Source organism: Paenibacillus sp. MAH-35 (genome assembly GCF_058135425.1).
On record NZ_JBYUPU010000016.1, the window covers coordinates 1 to 15,398 of the forward strand.

The following is a 15,398-nucleotide window of genomic DNA, read 5'->3' on the forward strand; positions in this document are numbered from 1 at the left end:
ACAAGGTTTTTTTAACAAAATATTTGGGTTCAGAAAGAAATAAACGAGGATAAATGTTGGTAATACAAAACTCTCTTACTGCCACAAGGGATTTCGGCGTTTTGGAACACTAACTAGGAAAGTCCCGCAAACCGCTCTTAAACAAACTAGAGCTGTGTTTCCGGGCAGCACCGAGAGTCGAGTCGGCAGAGTTGGCAGTCGGCAGTCTGACTATCGTCAGTTGGAGTCGGCTGCAGGCAATCGGCTGTGTACGTCGGCAGTCCGGCACTCGGCTATGAACAGTCGGCTATCGGCCGTGAACGTCAGCTGCGATCCTCCTTATATTTGCACATGTACAGGCGCTCAACGAAATGCTAGCTAGTTTGGGTAGACATAAGAGCGATCTGCAGCTCTTATTGTTGGCGTTTGCAGGGTTGGCGGAGGAATAAGAGTTTTTGGAGACTGCTATTTGCGAGCAAACCGCCGGTTCTTCCGGTGAGTGCCCGAAATAAGAGGGGGAAACGTCCTCTATTTCCACATACATGCTCGCAATTGGCAAAATAGCAGTCCCAAACCGCTCTTAAACAAACTTAGAGCTACGTTTCCGGGCAGCACCGAGAGTCGAGTCGGCAGAGTTGGCAGTCGGCAGTCTGACTATCGTCAGTTGGAGTCGGCTGCAGGCAATCGGCTGTGAACAGCTCGGCAGCTCGGCAGTCCTCGATTATGAACAGTCGGCTATCGGCCGTGAACGTCAGCTGCGATCCCTCAGGAGTGCAGCTTAGCTTCATACAAATAGCAGTTTGCCGGTTTCGGTCAGCACGTAGGAGCGTATTCGAACGCTGCCGCCTGCGGAGCGAACAATGTTTTTGGTTTGGAGCCGATGCAGCCATCGGCGCGCATTCTCCGGGCGGATGCCGAGGTGAGCGGCCACGTGTGCCGGGGTAATCGGCTCCAGCCTCCCCGCCGCAAGCCGGACGATGTCCAGCTCGCGTCCGAGAAGCGGTACAACCGGTTCGTGCTCTCCGAACCACCTGCCCAACATTTGCAGGATGACTTGCTGGCAGCGTCTCTGCTTATTCATCATATCGTCGTAAGAGAAACGGATGATTTTCCAGCCGTCGAGCACCAGCTGATTTTGGCGCATCAGGTTGTCGCCGAATCGAGTACGGTCAACGTCCCGCAGATGCGGCCCGAAACCGTCGATCTCGATGGCGATCCGATAGGGCGGGCGGATATAAGCGAAGTCAATATAACGCGAGCCGTCCTGAAAGTCTTTGACTTCATACTCCGGATGAAGTGCGCGGAAATGCCCGACCGCCGGCCACCAAATCTGCTCCAGAAACAGCTTCTCGGCATGCCCGTGACCTTCCTGCAGTCTGCGCCGCCGTTCGCCGGATCGGCGCTCCACGTGTTCCTCGATCCATAAAACGTAAGATTTGCTAAATTCCATCCCTATCGTTCCTCCTAAATAAAAATAACCGCCTTCTCCCGGATGGGAAAAGACGGTGTGCTTCACTCGTCGTTACTGGAAATATAACGGATACATTTGGTGGAACTAAATGAAACGGAAACTCCGTAGAAGGGCCACCCCCTTCGACATCCATCTATCCGAGCAGAGGGTTACCTGTCCTGTTTATTTGTTCGTTTGTTTGTTTGTTTGTTTGTTTGTTCATTTAATGATTGTTAGGTGCGATCAGCTTTCGAATTACGAAAATAATATTCGTTAGCTCATAAGTCTTATTTTACCAGCGAATCCAATCGAAGTCCAACTGACCTATCAAGCCAAGGCAGGTGCGTCTCATGAAGCAATTTGTAGAGTTCGGCATCGGAAACCGGTGGCTGGTACGCACGGAATTTGAGCAGGAAGACGGCACTGAGTATGAACGGCGAGGCATCCACTGGCCCCGCCGGGTGATTTCCCTGTACGTTCGTATATGGGTCGGCAGGAGCGTGTTCATTCTGGATACGTCCGAGGGTGTCCGGTTTGACCGGAAACCGCGGAAAACATTCAAGCTTGTAATCGGAATCCAGGGGACGCCCTAAGTTGGAGCGGATGAAGCAGGGCTGTTTTGACCGTGGCATATTGGGGTATAGATGTAGGATGTACTGCAACCGCTTGTGATGTTTCTCACAGTATCCGGACATGACGAGTGGTACGCTGAAATAAGAACGATCTATCTAACAAAAGAGGTGCTGTATATGCCATTTCAACATGTACTGGTCGCATATGACGGATCGGAGCAAGCCCAGTCGGCGCTCTTGCGCGCAAAGGAGCTCGTTCGCAGCATACCGGGCTCGCGGCTTACGATCGCCCATGTATTCCATTATCCGAACCTGGTCGTAGGCGAAGCGATGATCGCCGCGCCGGTGCGCATGGAGCTGGACGAGTTGTCCGACTCGGAGAGAACGCTGGACGAAGCCAAGGAGCTGGCGACGGATTTGCCGAATGCGGCGACTGCGCTGCTTCAAGGAGATCCGGCGCGCGCCCTGCTCGATTACGCCGAAGAGCTGCAAGCGGATCTGATCGTAATCGGCAGCAGAGGGCTCAGCACGCTGAAGGAGCTGTTCCTCGGCAGTGTCAGCCATTATGTGGTGCAGCATGCGAAAGTCCCCGTTCTTGTCATCAAAAATCCGGACGACCTGTAAGCGGAGTGCCGCAAACCGGTATTGATAAAAAGTTACGTTCGCCGGGACATCTGTACAGTCCGTTACCCGCCCCTCCTCATATTGTAGATCGTGTGGTTCATTCATCCCGACTGTCAATCGGGCCGCCCGGCCGGTTGCAACGGATGTCGGCCGCACAATCATGAAATATCGAGGAGGACTGACCATGGGATACGTTGGCGGTGCAGGATGCGGTTGCGGCCCGGGAGTTGGAGGCTTGTTTACTTCGACAGGCGTAATTCTGGTACTGTTCATCTTGCTTGTTATCGTCAGCCGGGCTTGGATCTAAGGGCTGATCGGCAAGCCGGGGAATCGGGTTAACGCCCGATTCCTTTCTTTTTGAGAGGAACGTGTCCATTTTTAGCGGACTGAACTATCTGGCTCCCAGAAAAAAACTTATTTTGCGCAGGGGCATTCATCGCGAAAAAGGATAAAAATAGTAACCATATGGAATATACCGGGAATAGTTGTCGAAAAAAAGAAGAAAATTGCAAATAATCGGGGCATTTTTCCCGGAATTAGGTACAAAGGAGGATGCGAAGAAGGGGCTTCTCCCCTATTCTAAGAAGGAAGACGCGATACATACCATACCATACCTAACTTCGATTACCTCCCGACAAACGGCAAACCCGGCTAAAGCCGGCGACGCAAAGCTAGAGGGGCTAAAGCAGCAGGTCGGAATCGACCTTGCCAAGCCAGCCAGCTGCCGAACGATTTGGATCGGAGTTTTTTGTAATATAGGAAGTTGTGCCAAGCAATTTCTTATGGATAACGGGAGCTTCCAAAGGAACAGCGATGGGCTACGAAGCAGGTCTGCGCTTTTGGGGGATTTTTTTGTATGCCAGGGGTCGGGGAACGGGAGCAGGACCAGTATCGGCTCTTCATCACTTGGGCGAAGGAGCTGAATCATTATGGAGGAACGGCACGCATCGGCGGAGCAAGGGTATTACCTGAAGATGGGGAACGACTTTGTCGGCATGTATCGTTCGAAGGAAGGGCCGAAGCTTTTTTTTAACCGGGACAAGTACCGGCTGAACGATTCGAAGTGGGATGTGGAGCTCGTCGTCGGGCGGCACAACAATCTGTTTATTTTTTATTGGCAGGGCGAGAGGAAGATTTCGTTCCGGTTCAGCAAAAATTTGGATCGGGTCATTCAATTGTACCGGCTGCTTCAAGAATATTTGGCCGCTCCACGGACGGTATAGGAGCGGATCTTCCGCGGTCGGCCGGGACGGCCGGACCGTACACGGGATAAAGCAGCTTTCGTGCCGTGCGTGGTGCGAGAGCTCTTTATCCCGTTTTTTTCTGCCGCCGCCAGCGCCCGGGTTATGCTTTCCGCCGCCGGAACACGCAGTCAGGGCAGGTCCGTAAGCGGTCTCCTGCCTTGACTGGCGGCACATCGTGCATACCGACTCATTATGAGGTGCAAATCATACCGGGGCGTTGGATTAGGAGTCCGGTTTTCGCAGCTTATGCATGTGAGGCTTCTCATTGCCGGTTTCGACAGAGAGTCGGTATCCGGTGCGATCAGCGTTTGTTATACAGCGGATAATCGGTTTCCGAGGGCACGTCGATCGCGACGAGTCGCAGAGCTTCACCTGCCGCTGCTCTCACAACGGCTGAGCCGCTAGTCCCGCCTGCGTCCAATACGGCGAAATCTTTGGAATGCAGCGCCGACGGTTCGTCATCGGCCGAACCGAGAGATCCGGTGCCGCGAATCGCCAGAACCGCCATCGAACGTCCCGCCGCCAGCTCCAGCACATATTCGCCGCCCGCCTGTATTGTAATATCCCGCATATGCGCATCCACCTTCAGCGCTACCGGCGATTGCCCGCCGATGACTTCTTTGACGGTGACGCCCTCGTGTTCTTGAACCGGGAACTGCTCGTGCTCGAATTGGCGATAGGTCGGCTGATCGTAACGTGTTTGGCGAAGGTCGGGCTCGAACCAGATCTGAAATCCTTCCATATCCGGTCCGACAAAACGTTCCTCGTGGGAGACGCCCGATCCCGTCTGCATCACTTGCGCTCCGCCGGCTCCAATCGTACTCTTGGTGCCCAGCGAGTCTCCGTGCACAGCCTTGCCTTGGATCACATAGGTGACAATCTCGAAGGCCTGATGCGGGTGCGGGGGAATATAGCCATCCTCGGGCGTAAACGCCCACGCCCAGTAGAAGAGAGGACCGACACGTTTCACGGCACCGCCTTCACCGGGAAATCCGATCGGCTTCTGCTCGATAATTTTACCTCCGTCAAACGCTCCCGTTCCTTGCTGAGCTGGTGAAAAACGTTGAATATTCATAGCGAATCAGCCTCCATACCTAGAATAATGGCACATACACAACACACTTCAACAAAGACGGATAGGAAATCATATATCAATAAAAATCTTAATTTTAAGTTAAAATGGTGCAAAAAAATAGTATGCCGCAAGTATCTAGCAACTGCGCTGCGTACATGACGCTTGCGGCTGGGAGGAGTAACGCCGGATCGGATTTCGGGAATCGGATCATGCAGGAAACCGAAGCGGTCTGCATGGCTAGCCGACCGCCGTTGTTACCCCGGACGGTTGTCTGACCGCTGGTCTGTCGGTCTGCCTAGCAGGACGCTCACTTGAAGCTTTGTTCTGCGGTCAGGCCCAGCTTTTTGAGCAGCTCGGATGCCAGCTTTTGTTCTTCCGGCGTCAACCCGGAAACAGCTTCCTCAATTGCTTTCGTATGCTCCGGAAACGCGTTCTCCATAAACGCTTTTCCTTTCTCGGTAATCTCCGCGTAATAGACCCGCCTGTCTTCCGCACAGGCTACCCGTTCGGCGAGTTCCTTCTTCTCCAGCTTGTCGACAACGTAGGTAATGTTGCCGCTCGTCATCAATACTTTGCCGCCAATCTGCTGCAACGGCTGGCGCCCCTTATGATACAACAGCTCCAGAACGCCGAATTCGGTCCGGTTCAAGCCGTGCCTCCGGATGTCCCGGTCGGCATGCGCGTTTACCCATTGGCATGCTCTGGACAAGACGACGTACAGCTGCAGCGATTCGTTTCTCGGTGGAGTCATATCCCTCCGGCCTCCTTTCGCGGTATATTCGTCGCTTACGTTCCTAGCAGACTCATTATACCACCAGCGGATCGTGTTAGGAATGCGAGTCTGCCGGCCCGAACGTCTCGTAGTGGACGAATTCCCCGACCGGTTTCCGGTAGCCCCGCGGCCTTTGGGACGAAGTATCTTCCTTGCCGATTGTGATCATCATGGCAGGCACCAAAGTATCCGGTATGTTCAAAATATCGCTTACCGCATCCGGATCGAATCCGATCATCGGGCACGTGTCCCAGCCTTTGTCCTTCGCGGCCAGCATGAACAGCATCGCCGACAAGCTTGCGCTGCGGACGGCTTCTTCTCTCATGAAGGAGTCGCCCCGCTGCTCGTAGAAGGAAATGGTCGATTCCACGGTGCTGTCGTACTCGCGCTGATCGATTACGCCAAGGTGCAGCAGTCCCTCGTTGATAGGACCGACATTCAGATGGGCGCGCGTATCTCCGAGCACGACCAGAACAGCGGAAGCCGTATGAACTTTATATTGCTTATTTGCCGCTTCATATATTCGTTCCTTCCTCGCCGGGTCCCGAACGACGATGTAACTCGTATGCTGCAGATTGAACGCGGACGGGGCGAACTTGACGAGAGCGAACAGCTCTTCCAGCTCTTTGTCAGGCAACTCGATGCCCGGAATGAATTTGTTCGCCGATCTTCTTGATTTGACCAATGCAGGGAAATCGCTCATATGAACCGCTCCTCGTCGCAACTATCATGTTTAAGAATCTTGATTTAAAGATATATCACAAAAACCAAATTGTCAACGATTTTTGAGCCAAGTCGGAGTACGAGGGTTCTGGCATCCAAGACTAACGGGTTATTCGTCGGCGAAAACGAGCCGGTAAGCGCGTCCAGCCGGCTATACAGCGGCGTACTCACCGGAGTTGGACGGCGGATGCCGTTTCCCCTATACTTAAATCATCGCTCCTGCAAAGGACAAACTGTATTCGCCGGAAAAGAGGTAGTTGGTTTTGAGTATGAATTTTATGTCGCTCGGCATAGCCGGAAGACTTAATGAAGCGCTGCGCAAAGAAGGGCTGGCCGTGCCCACTCCGGTACAGGAGAAGACGATCCCCGTCGCTTTAACCGGGAAGGATGTTATTGTACAAGCCCAGACGGGGACCGGCAAAACGTTTGCGTTTTTGCTTCCGCTGCTGCAAATGATGCGGCCTGGCACAGGTGAGGTGCAGGCCTTGATTCTTACCCCGACGCGCGAGCTTGCAATTCAGATCACCGAGGAAGCGGGAAAGCTGGCTTCGTCGGTCCAAGCGACCGTGCTGCCGGTATACGGGGGGCAGGACGTCATCGCTCAGGCGCATAAGCTCGGTCAAGCTCCGGATCTGGTCATCGCTACGCCGGGGCGGCTGCTCGATCATATACGGCGCGGCACGATCGATTTAACGCGGCTCGGAACGTTCGTGCTGGACGAAGCCGATCAGATGCTGCATATGGGCTTTCTGCCCGAAGTGGAGGAAGTGATCCGGCATACGCCGGACGACCGGCAGACGATGCTGTTCTCCGCTACGTTTCCCGAATCGGTCCGGCTGCTCGCTGAACGGTATATGCGAAGTCCGGACGATATCCGGGTGCAGGGCCGCACCATCACGCTCGATTCGATCCGGCAGTTGGTCGTCGAGACGACCGATCGGGCCAAGCGCGATACGCTGCTTCAACTGATCCGGCTGTACCGGCCGTATCTCGCCGTTATTTTTTGCCGGACCAAAATCCGCGCCAAAAAATTAACCGAAGCGCTGCTCGCCGAAGGGCAAAATGTCGACGAGCTGCACGGCGACTTGTCCCAAGCGAAGCGGGAGGCGGTGATGAAACGGTTCCGCGAGGCCGGTCTCCAGCTGCTGGTGGCCACCGATGTAGCGGCGCGCGGTCTTGATGTCGAAGGCGTAACCCACGTATTCAACTACGACATCCCGCATGACGCCGAAAGTTATATTCACCGGATCGGGCGGACCGGGCGCGCCGGACAGAAAGGGATGGCGATTACGCTTGCCGCTCCGAAGGATGCCGGGCATCTCCGGGAAATCGAGCAAGGCATCGGATCAACGCTTGAGCGGATGCAGGCAGATCAGCCGAGCGGGAGCGACAAGGAAGAAGGGATGCGCCGCCGGGGCAGCGGGTGGCAGTTCGCGTCGGACCGGGAAGCCGGCAGCCGTACCCCGAATTCGAATAGGGGCGGCAGAGGAGGCGCGCCGTCGAGAGTGGCCGATCAAGGCCAGCGGCGGACCGCTTCAAGTGGGGGCCGGATGGACGCACCGAGGCAGGAGCGCCCTTTTTCCGGCAAACCGGCCCCAACCGCCAGCGGCGGCGAACGGTCTCACCAGAACGGCTCCCGGCCATCGCCGTCCCAGGGCGCGGGATCATCCCGCCATTCTACGGGTTATGGCGGCGGCGCAGCCAGATCGCCGGGCAAGGATTCGCGCGGCGGCGGGGGCAAGCCGCAACGGAATTCCGGCCCGAGGCGCTCCGGCGGGAGATGAGGGGATCGGCTCGATCCTCGCCCGCCCGAAGCCAAGGTGCAAGCGGAGTCGATAAAGCATAACCCGTACATGCAGGCTGGTCTTAACGACCGGCCTGTTTTTTTAGTGCCGGGGAAGGAGTCGGCGGGGCGGAGTACGATTTGCTCGTAGGATCAGCTTGCGCTTCCGCAGGCTCTTTCGGCGTGAAAAGTTTTTTGTGAGGATGCGTTGCCTAATCGAACGGAAACGGAACGTTCTTCACCGTACTTAAGCGGAAAAAGGAGCCTCTTCCTTGTCGAGTCAGCTGCAAATCGCGTTAATCGCGAATCGCGCAAGTCGCTTTAGCCGCTAAAATCCGCGAAAAGGGTGCACCCCCTACCAGTTGACCGAAATAAGGGGTACAAACCGCTTCTATCCGTCTCTGTCGTCGCCATATGCCGAAAATAGAGGGTACCGGAGACTCTTATTCTATCAGTTAGCTTATCATCAGTTAGCTCAGGAGCTCACGAACACATGCGCCTCTCTTTTGCGGCGGGCCCATCCGATTCGCGCGGTTCCCCTTCCAATCTTCCCGCAAGCCGACCACGCCGCGTTTCTTTCTGATATAATAGGTTCATAGAAAAGGGGAAAAGGAGCCGATATGGAACAAACATCCCGGAAAGAGAAATTTCAACGCAAGCGCAGTCATTCGAAAAATAAAAAACGCCGTCGTCTGGCGACTACCGTATTGATCGTATCTTTTTTCACGCTGGCGATCCTGTTCTGGATCACTTATAACAGCGCGCAAAAGCAGGAGGCGGCTCCTCCGGGGCAAACAGCCAACCCGGGAACATCGTCGTCCGGCGGTGACGTACCGGCGGGCGGCACCGGCAAGCCTGACCCGGGCGGCGCAAACGTACCGTCAACCGGCACGCCGAAGCCCGGCGACACCGGCACGCCGACGGATTCGGGAAATACACCCGGCACGGGCACGCCGGAACCAAGCGGCAGCGCCGGAGCCGGCCAGGACGATCCGAACCGCGTCCAGCTTACGTTCGTCGGGGATGTCATCTTTGCCGACAACGTGGAAGCGACCCTAAAGAGAAACGGCTACGACTATCCGTACAAAAACGTCCAGTCCTATCTGGAAAAAGCCGATCTGACGATCGCGAACCTGGAGACGCCGATTACCGAGCGGGGGACGGCGCAGATCAAGCAGTACGCTTACCGTTCGACGCCTGCGGCGCTTCCCGCGTTCAAGCAGGCGGGCATCGATCTCGTCAATTTGGCGAACAACCATATTCTCGATTACGGTACGACCGGCCTGCTCGATACGTTCACCCATCTCGACAAAAACGGCATCCGCTGGTTCGGAGCCGGACGGAACGTTACGGAAGCGTTCAAGCCGGTCATTATTGAGAAAAAAGGGATGAAAATCGCCTTTATCGGACTGAGCAAGGTGGTGCCGACGACGGATTGGAAGGCGGGCAAAGATACGCCGGGCGTGGCCGACACGTATGCGTTGACGCTCCCTCTGCAAACGATCGAGAAAGCGAAGAAGGAAGCCGACCTCGTCGTCGTGGTCGCGCATTGGGGGCTGGAACGCCATGATATGCCGGAGGCGTATCAGAAAGATTACGCCCGCCAGTACATCGATGCCGGAGCCGATCTGATTATCGGCGGCCACCCGCATGTGCTGCAAGGCTTCGAGAATTACAAAGGAAAATGGATCGCCTACAGCCTCGGCAACTTTATATTCACGATGAACGAGGACCCGGTAACGTGGGAGACCGTTATTTTGCAAGCTTCCTGCTCCAAGGACGGAGGGTGCGAGCTTCAGGCGGTGCCGGTACTGACGAAGCTGGCCAATCCCGAGCCGATGGGCGAGGAAGCGGCGGCCAAGCTGTTTAAACGATTGACCGATATTTCGTTCGGGGCTCAAATTAACAAAGAGGGCATCATAACTACGAAATAAGATAGACGGGAGACAACCGATGAGCGCATTCAGCGAGATTCGCAACATTTATTGCGTAGGAAGAAACTACAGATTACATGCCGCAGAACTGGGCAACGCCGTTCCCGAGCAGCCGATGCTGTTCTCCAAGCCTACCCATGCATTGGCGCTAATGGACGGAAGCGAGATCGCGGTGCCGGGGACGCGCGGCGAGGTGCATTATGAGGCGGAGGTCGTCATCCGGATCGGCCGCGACTATGAGCCGGGCTTGCCAGTAGACGAGCTGATCGACGGAGTAGCGCTCGGTGTCGATCTGACGCTGCGCGATGTGCAGAGCGAGCTGAAGAAAAAAGGCTATCCTTGGCTGGCCGCCAAAGGGTTTCGCAATTCCGCCCCGATCTCGGCTTTCCGCCCGTTTCCCGGTGTGCTTGCGTTCAGCTCCGAGCCGTTCGGGCTTCGGATCAATGGCCAAGACGTGCAGAAGGGGAGCATCACCGAGATGATCTTCGATTTGCAGACGATCGTCGACTTTTGCGCCGAGCATTACGGCATCGGACGCGGAGACGTGCTGTTCACCGGCACGCCGGCAGGGGTCGGAGCGCTGGCCGACGGCGACCGGCTGGAACTATTTTACGGAAGCGAGACGTGGGGAGAAGGGGTTATCCGGCTCCGTTAAGCGATTCTTACTCCGAAGGGGGACCCGGCGGTCCTCCTTTTTTCAACCGGCTCTTGCTGGGATAGCCGAACCGGAAGCGAGCGCGGAGAAGTCAAGCTGTACGTTCCGCCTCCCCGAAGGTATAATACAAGTAGGTGACAAGCTAGTGAATGGTAAATCCCAATATTGTGTGAAATAAAAATGAGTTCCGGCGGGCAGTCGGTCAACGGCCAGCGGCAGGCTGCAAGCAACTCATGCACCTTGCACCAGCTTTGCTGTAAGCGTTTTAATTCCGCTGCGTAAAACCACTTTAAAACTTTGGACGAAGGAGGTGCGGGGATGAGCGGTAAGCAATCCGGAAAATTTGCCAAAGTGACGTTCACGTTTCAGCGGAAGCTTCTTCTGTATTCGCTGTTTGTAAGCATCATCCCCGTTCTGATCGTCGGGTTGCTATCCTCGTATATCGCTTCGAGAAGCATCCAAAGCGAAGTGGACCAAAACCATAAATATATGCTTAACCAGATGCAGGTGCAGCTGAATCAATTTATGAAAAGCTTGCAAACTTCATCTATCTATATCGCAACGAATCTGGCGGTCGAGAAGTCGGTACGCGACGGGCCGGGAATCGACAACTTGAGCGCCTCTCTCGAAATGAACGAGACGATCCGTAGGATTCGCAGCACATCGCCGGTCGAATACAGCAACGTGTCGCTTATTTATAAGCGGTTCAACAACTTTATATACTCGAATCAATATTCCTCGGAGCAGACTTCAATGTTCCGCCTACCGACGATATTGGACAAGATGAATCCGCTGGAAAACGAGTCCATCTTCGTTCCGGCCAATACGTTCGACGATCAGCCCGATCTGCTGCTGTTCCGGCCGGTACCGATTCAGTCGAACTACAACGAGGGGGTTCTCGTGCTGCATGTGAAGCCGGAGGACATCCTGGAGTTCGTCGGCTCGGTCGAACACGGATACGGCAGCCGGGTGCTCGTTGCGGACGAACGAAACCGGATCGTCATCAGCTCGGAGCACGGGGAGATGGGGAAGCCGCTGAGCGAAGTGATCCGTTACGAAGGGCGCAGCGGCGGCAAAGAACTGGCCGATCAGGTGGAGATCGAAGGAACCCGTTACAAAATTCAGACGTCGACGCAAAACAACTGGACGTACATCGCCATTTCGCCCATGAAGCAGCTTACGGCGCAGTCCGACCGCATCCGGCTGACGACGCTGATCGTAGTCGGAGTGGTCGTCCTCTTGTGGGCGACGGTCGCCGCTGTCGGCTCGAAACGGATGTACTCTCCGATCCAGCGGATGTCGGAACGGTTCGTCCCGCGAAGCCGCCACGACAGGGACCGGGGGGACGGCCTCGCCGTAATCGGAGCGTTCATCGAACAGCTGTCCGATACGAACCGGCAGCTCAGCTACAAGCTGAGCGAACAGTCCCCCTACCTGAAGCAGGGCCTCTTCCAGCAACTGCTGCGGGGAGAAATGTCGGAGCGCGAGCTGGCGATCGCGGCCGGGCACGCGAACTTGAAGCTGGAGGGGGATTCGGTGTTCGTCTGTGTGGCCGAAGCCGACGATATTCCGGAATTTCACCACACGTACCGTGAGAAGGACCGGGCGCTCATCCATTACGCGCTGCTTAAAATGATGGAGGAGACGTTCCAGGGCGTTCCGTTCTGCTCCGGCTTCACTCCGAAAACGGGTCAGGTCGTGCTGCTCGTCGGCATGCATTCGTCCGGCGAAGAAGTGATGGCGCTGCTGAAGCAGCGGGCGGACGAGACGAGGCGCCATGTGCGGGAATATTTCCGCTTCGCGATCAGTGTCGCCGTAGCAAGCCCTCTGCCGGCCTTTACGGAAATCGGCCGCGGTTATGACGAAGCGGTAGCGCTGCTTAGCCACCGGTTTATCCTTGGCGAGGATATTACGATATCCGCGGAACAGGCGGACGAGCGGCTGATGAGACTGAGCCGGGAGACCGGCGAGATCCAGAAGAAGATCGTTCATCACGTGCTGCACGGCAATCTCGACGATTCGCGCCGGCTGCTCACCCGGCTGATCGCCGAACTGCCGAAGTCGCAGATGAATCCCGAGACGGCCAAAGGGTTGTTCTCGTATATGCTGGGCGAGCTCGATTATATGCTGCAGCAGACCGGCATCGACCTTCAGCAGTCCAAGGGGATTGACTTCTACCGCAAGCTGCATGAGCTTCGTTCGCTGCCCGAACTGGAGCGGTGGCTGATCGACGAGCTGTTTCCCGCGGTTAAGGAGCAGATGCTCAAGGAAGCGGTATCCAAGCAGACGAAAACGGTGCGCGAAGTGATGGAATATGTGCGGGAATATCTGGACGAAGAGATGACGCTCCAGAAGGCGGCGGATCATTTTCAGCTGTCGGTGTCGTATTTGAGCAAAATATTCAAGGACGAGTCCGGCGTCAACTTCAGCGAATTCGTGCTCGAGCTCCGGATGGGCAAAGCCCGCGAATGGCTGGAGCACTCGGATATGCCGATCAAAGAAATCGCAGCGAAGATCGGCTACGCCAGCGTGCAAAACTTTAACCGCATCTTCAAACAATGGAGCGGCATACCTCCCGGGGAATACCGCAAGGAGCGGCGTCACGTCGCAGGCTCCTGAACGATAGGAATTCTCTTGCCGCCACACCTGCTTCATCTGTCACACCTGATCCGCCGCTTCGGCTGCACCGCGAATTGTGAACCTTCAGCAAGTCCCGCATCCTTGGTTACCACAATCGCCGGTTGGCCGCAAGCGGCGGTTTTTTGCGCTCTATAGAGCGAAGGACAAGCGGTTTAGCCGCAATCGTTATCTTTTTTTCGCCTGATCTTTATCGTTATTTTAGATTCCGGAATCCAAACAAAGGAGCATTGCACGGTCATGCAAACGGTTTCAATATAAAGGTGAAGGGGGCTTCCCTACACACAGAAAAGGAGCGTGTAAATATGAGCACAACGAAAAAGACGTTAGCTTCCGCATTCGCCGTATCTCTCGTAGCCGCAAGTGTCCTGGCCGGCTGCGGAGCCAAGGAGGAGAAAGGGACGGGAGCTGCGGACGGCAATGCGGCCAACACTCCGAAAAACCTGAGCATCCTAACGAGTCACGCCAACGCAAAATACGCCATGCAGGCGAAGGACGACGACAAGTACATTAAGGAACTGTCGAAGCTGTCCAACTACAATCTGAAATATGAGTTTCTCGGCCACGGCAACGACTTCACGCAGCAGATGACGGTGCGTTTCGCTTCCGGCGAGTTACCGGACATGATCCGGACCGACAGCATCAACTCGACGATGCATCCGGGCGCTCTGGAGAAAAACGTTTTCGAAGACCTGACGCCGCTTATTGAAAAGTATGGTCCGAACCTAAAAAAGAAAATTCCGGAGCATACTTGGAAAAGCCCAAAGGTTAGTAAGGACGGAAAAATTTACGGTATTCCCGCATTAGCTTCGCTTCCTGCGACCCGCGTCGTATATATTCGTCAGGACTGGCTTGATAAGCTTGGCATGCAGCAGCCAAAGACGGTTGACGATTGGCTTAAATATTTCGAAGCGGTCAAAAAAGAAGATATGAACGGCAACGGCGATCCTAATGACGAGTATGGGTTCTATGTCCGTGAGAACTTGATTTATTCAAATATGTTCTTCTCTGAGTTCGGGGCCGATCCGAATGCCTGGTATTTCAAAAACGGTCAGCTTCAGCCAGGGATGATATTGCCTGAAATGAAAGATGCAATCAAATTCTGGAAGGACCTTTACGATAAAGGCTATATTAACCCGAACCTGTTCACGAACAAAGGTGCCGATTGGGGAGCAGGCATTAAACAAGGAAAAGGCGGAGCCTGGATCCATGACGTCACCAACTACAACTCGGACTGGAACTTGGCGGGATTTGTAAATGAGAAAAACGTGAAGCTGTCGATGATCGAGTCTCCTACGGGGCCAAAAGGAAAAGGAATTGCAGCTCAAGGGGACCAAATCTCCTATGTATGGGTAGTACCGACTAAAAACAAAAAAGCCGAAGATGTCATCAAGTTTTTGAACTGGGTATGGTCGGATGAAGCGGAGGAGTTTTTCGCTATCGGCATTAAGGACTATAACTTCAAAATCGAGAATGGCAAACCGAAATGGGATGCGAACGATCCGGCTAACAAGGAAAATGACGCTAGCATTTTCTACCAGTTGTCGATCAATCCACGCGGGGACGGCCGGATGTTGGACAAGGTACTAGAAGTATCGCCGAATGCCGAAGCGATCAAAGCAGGCAAACTGATTGCCGAGAAAAATGTATTCAAAAATGACGCTTTGCACATGCCGTCTCCGAATAGCCTGAAGACGAATCCGGAGTTGACCGTCGGTACGGGAGCAGGAACGTTGTTCCTCGACATGTTTGCCAAAGTTGTAACCGGCAAAGAAGATGCGGACGCCGCATTCGACAAATTTGTAGCGGAATGGAAGCGCCGCGGCGGCGAGGCAGCCATCAAGGAAGCAACCGACTGGTACAATTCGGTGAATAAAAAATAAGGACGATGCGAGGGAAGGCCGGCCGGGCACACGGCTGGCCCGCCCGTCCGCTCGCCGATCGGAGGGT

The 15,398-nt window shown here is 55.0% G+C and carries 13 protein-coding genes and 1 riboswitch; of the genes, 9 read left to right on the forward strand and 4 right to left on the reverse strand.

Translation table 11 applies throughout. The features are described from left to right. Positions 1–763: 763 nt before the first annotated feature. The gene (locus AC3Y2E_RS17995) at positions 764–1,429 is read right to left on the reverse strand and encodes a DNA-binding response regulator (RefSeq protein ID WP_379212715.1); all 666 of its coding nucleotides are present in this window, start codon (positions 1,427–1,429) and stop codon (positions 764–766) included. 350 nt (positions 1,430–1,779) lie between these two features. Between AC3Y2E_RS17995 and AC3Y2E_RS18000 the strand changes: the two genes are divergently transcribed. The 4 genes from AC3Y2E_RS18000 to AC3Y2E_RS18015 all read left to right on the forward strand — a co-directional run bounded on the left by AC3Y2E_RS18000 (position 1,780) and on the right by AC3Y2E_RS18015 (position 3,848). Continuing rightward, a complete protein-coding gene (locus AC3Y2E_RS18000) occupies positions 1,780–2,022 on the forward strand; it encodes a DUF3977 family protein (RefSeq protein ID WP_379212717.1) in 243 nt (80 codons plus the stop codon). A 156-nt stretch (positions 2,023–2,178) separates the two neighbouring features. Further along, positions 2,179–2,625, forward strand: a complete 447-nt coding sequence (locus AC3Y2E_RS18005) for a universal stress protein (protein ID WP_190928789.1) — start codon at positions 2,179–2,181, stop codon at positions 2,623–2,625. A gap of 184 nt (positions 2,626–2,809) precedes the next feature. Continuing rightward, positions 2,810–2,932, forward strand: a complete 123-nt coding sequence (locus AC3Y2E_RS18010) for a sporulation protein YjcZ (protein WP_190928791.1) — start codon at positions 2,810–2,812, stop codon at positions 2,930–2,932. Between the two features lie 323 nt (positions 2,933–3,255). After that, a riboswitch (cyclic di-GMP riboswitch) is annotated at positions 3,256–3,354 on the forward strand. A 200-nt stretch (positions 3,355–3,554) separates the two neighbouring features. Then, a complete protein-coding gene (locus tag AC3Y2E_RS18015; protein WP_332070314.1) occupies positions 3,555–3,848 on the forward strand; it encodes a hypothetical protein in 294 nt (97 codons plus the stop codon). 322 nt (positions 3,849–4,170) lie between these two features. Here AC3Y2E_RS18015 and AC3Y2E_RS18020 read toward each other — a convergent pair whose 3' ends face one another. From AC3Y2E_RS18020 to AC3Y2E_RS18030, 3 genes are all read right to left on the reverse strand, one after another. Continuing rightward, on the reverse strand, positions 4,171–4,944 hold the full coding sequence (locus AC3Y2E_RS18020) for a pirin family protein (protein WP_379212720.1): 774 nt from the start codon (positions 4,942–4,944) through the stop codon (positions 4,171–4,173). 307 nt (positions 4,945–5,251) lie between these two features. Next, positions 5,252–5,695: a MarR family winged helix-turn-helix transcriptional regulator gene (locus tag AC3Y2E_RS18025; RefSeq protein ID WP_379212722.1), complete on the reverse strand. Its 444-nt coding sequence runs from the start codon at positions 5,693–5,695 to the stop codon at positions 5,252–5,254. A 76-nt stretch (positions 5,696–5,771) separates the two neighbouring features. After that, on the reverse strand, positions 5,772–6,419 hold the full coding sequence (locus tag AC3Y2E_RS18030) for a nitroreductase family protein (protein ID WP_379212725.1): 648 nt from the start codon (positions 6,417–6,419) through the stop codon (positions 5,772–5,774). Positions 6,420–6,708: 289 nt separating this feature from the next. Between AC3Y2E_RS18030 and AC3Y2E_RS18035 the strand changes: the two genes are divergently transcribed. The 5 genes from AC3Y2E_RS18035 (at position 6,709) to AC3Y2E_RS18055 (ending at position 15,331) form a co-directional block, all read left to right on the forward strand. After that, positions 6,709–8,223, forward strand: coding sequence for a DEAD/DEAH box helicase (locus tag AC3Y2E_RS18035; protein WP_379212913.1), 1,515 nt, complete (start codon positions 6,709–6,711; stop codon positions 8,221–8,223). A 619-nt stretch (positions 8,224–8,842) separates the two neighbouring features. Continuing rightward, positions 8,843–10,156, forward strand: a complete 1,314-nt coding sequence (locus AC3Y2E_RS18040; protein ID WP_379212727.1) for a CapA family protein — start codon at positions 8,843–8,845, stop codon at positions 10,154–10,156. Between the two features lie 19 nt (positions 10,157–10,175). Further along, entirely contained in the window at positions 10,176–10,811 is a 636-nt protein-coding gene (locus AC3Y2E_RS18045) for a fumarylacetoacetate hydrolase family protein (RefSeq protein ID WP_379212729.1), read from the forward strand. Between the two features lie 318 nt (positions 10,812–11,129). Then, positions 11,130–13,430 carry a helix-turn-helix domain-containing protein gene (locus AC3Y2E_RS18050; protein ID WP_379212731.1) on the forward strand — a complete coding sequence of 767 codons (2,301 nt, stop codon included), beginning with the start codon at positions 11,130–11,132 and terminating at the stop codon, positions 13,428–13,430. Positions 13,431–13,753: 323 nt separating this feature from the next. Beyond that, complete coding sequence (locus AC3Y2E_RS18055; protein WP_379212733.1) at positions 13,754–15,331, forward strand: type 2 periplasmic-binding domain-containing protein; 1,578 nt, start codon at positions 13,754–13,756, stop codon at positions 15,329–15,331. Positions 15,332–15,398 lie beyond the last annotated feature (67 nt).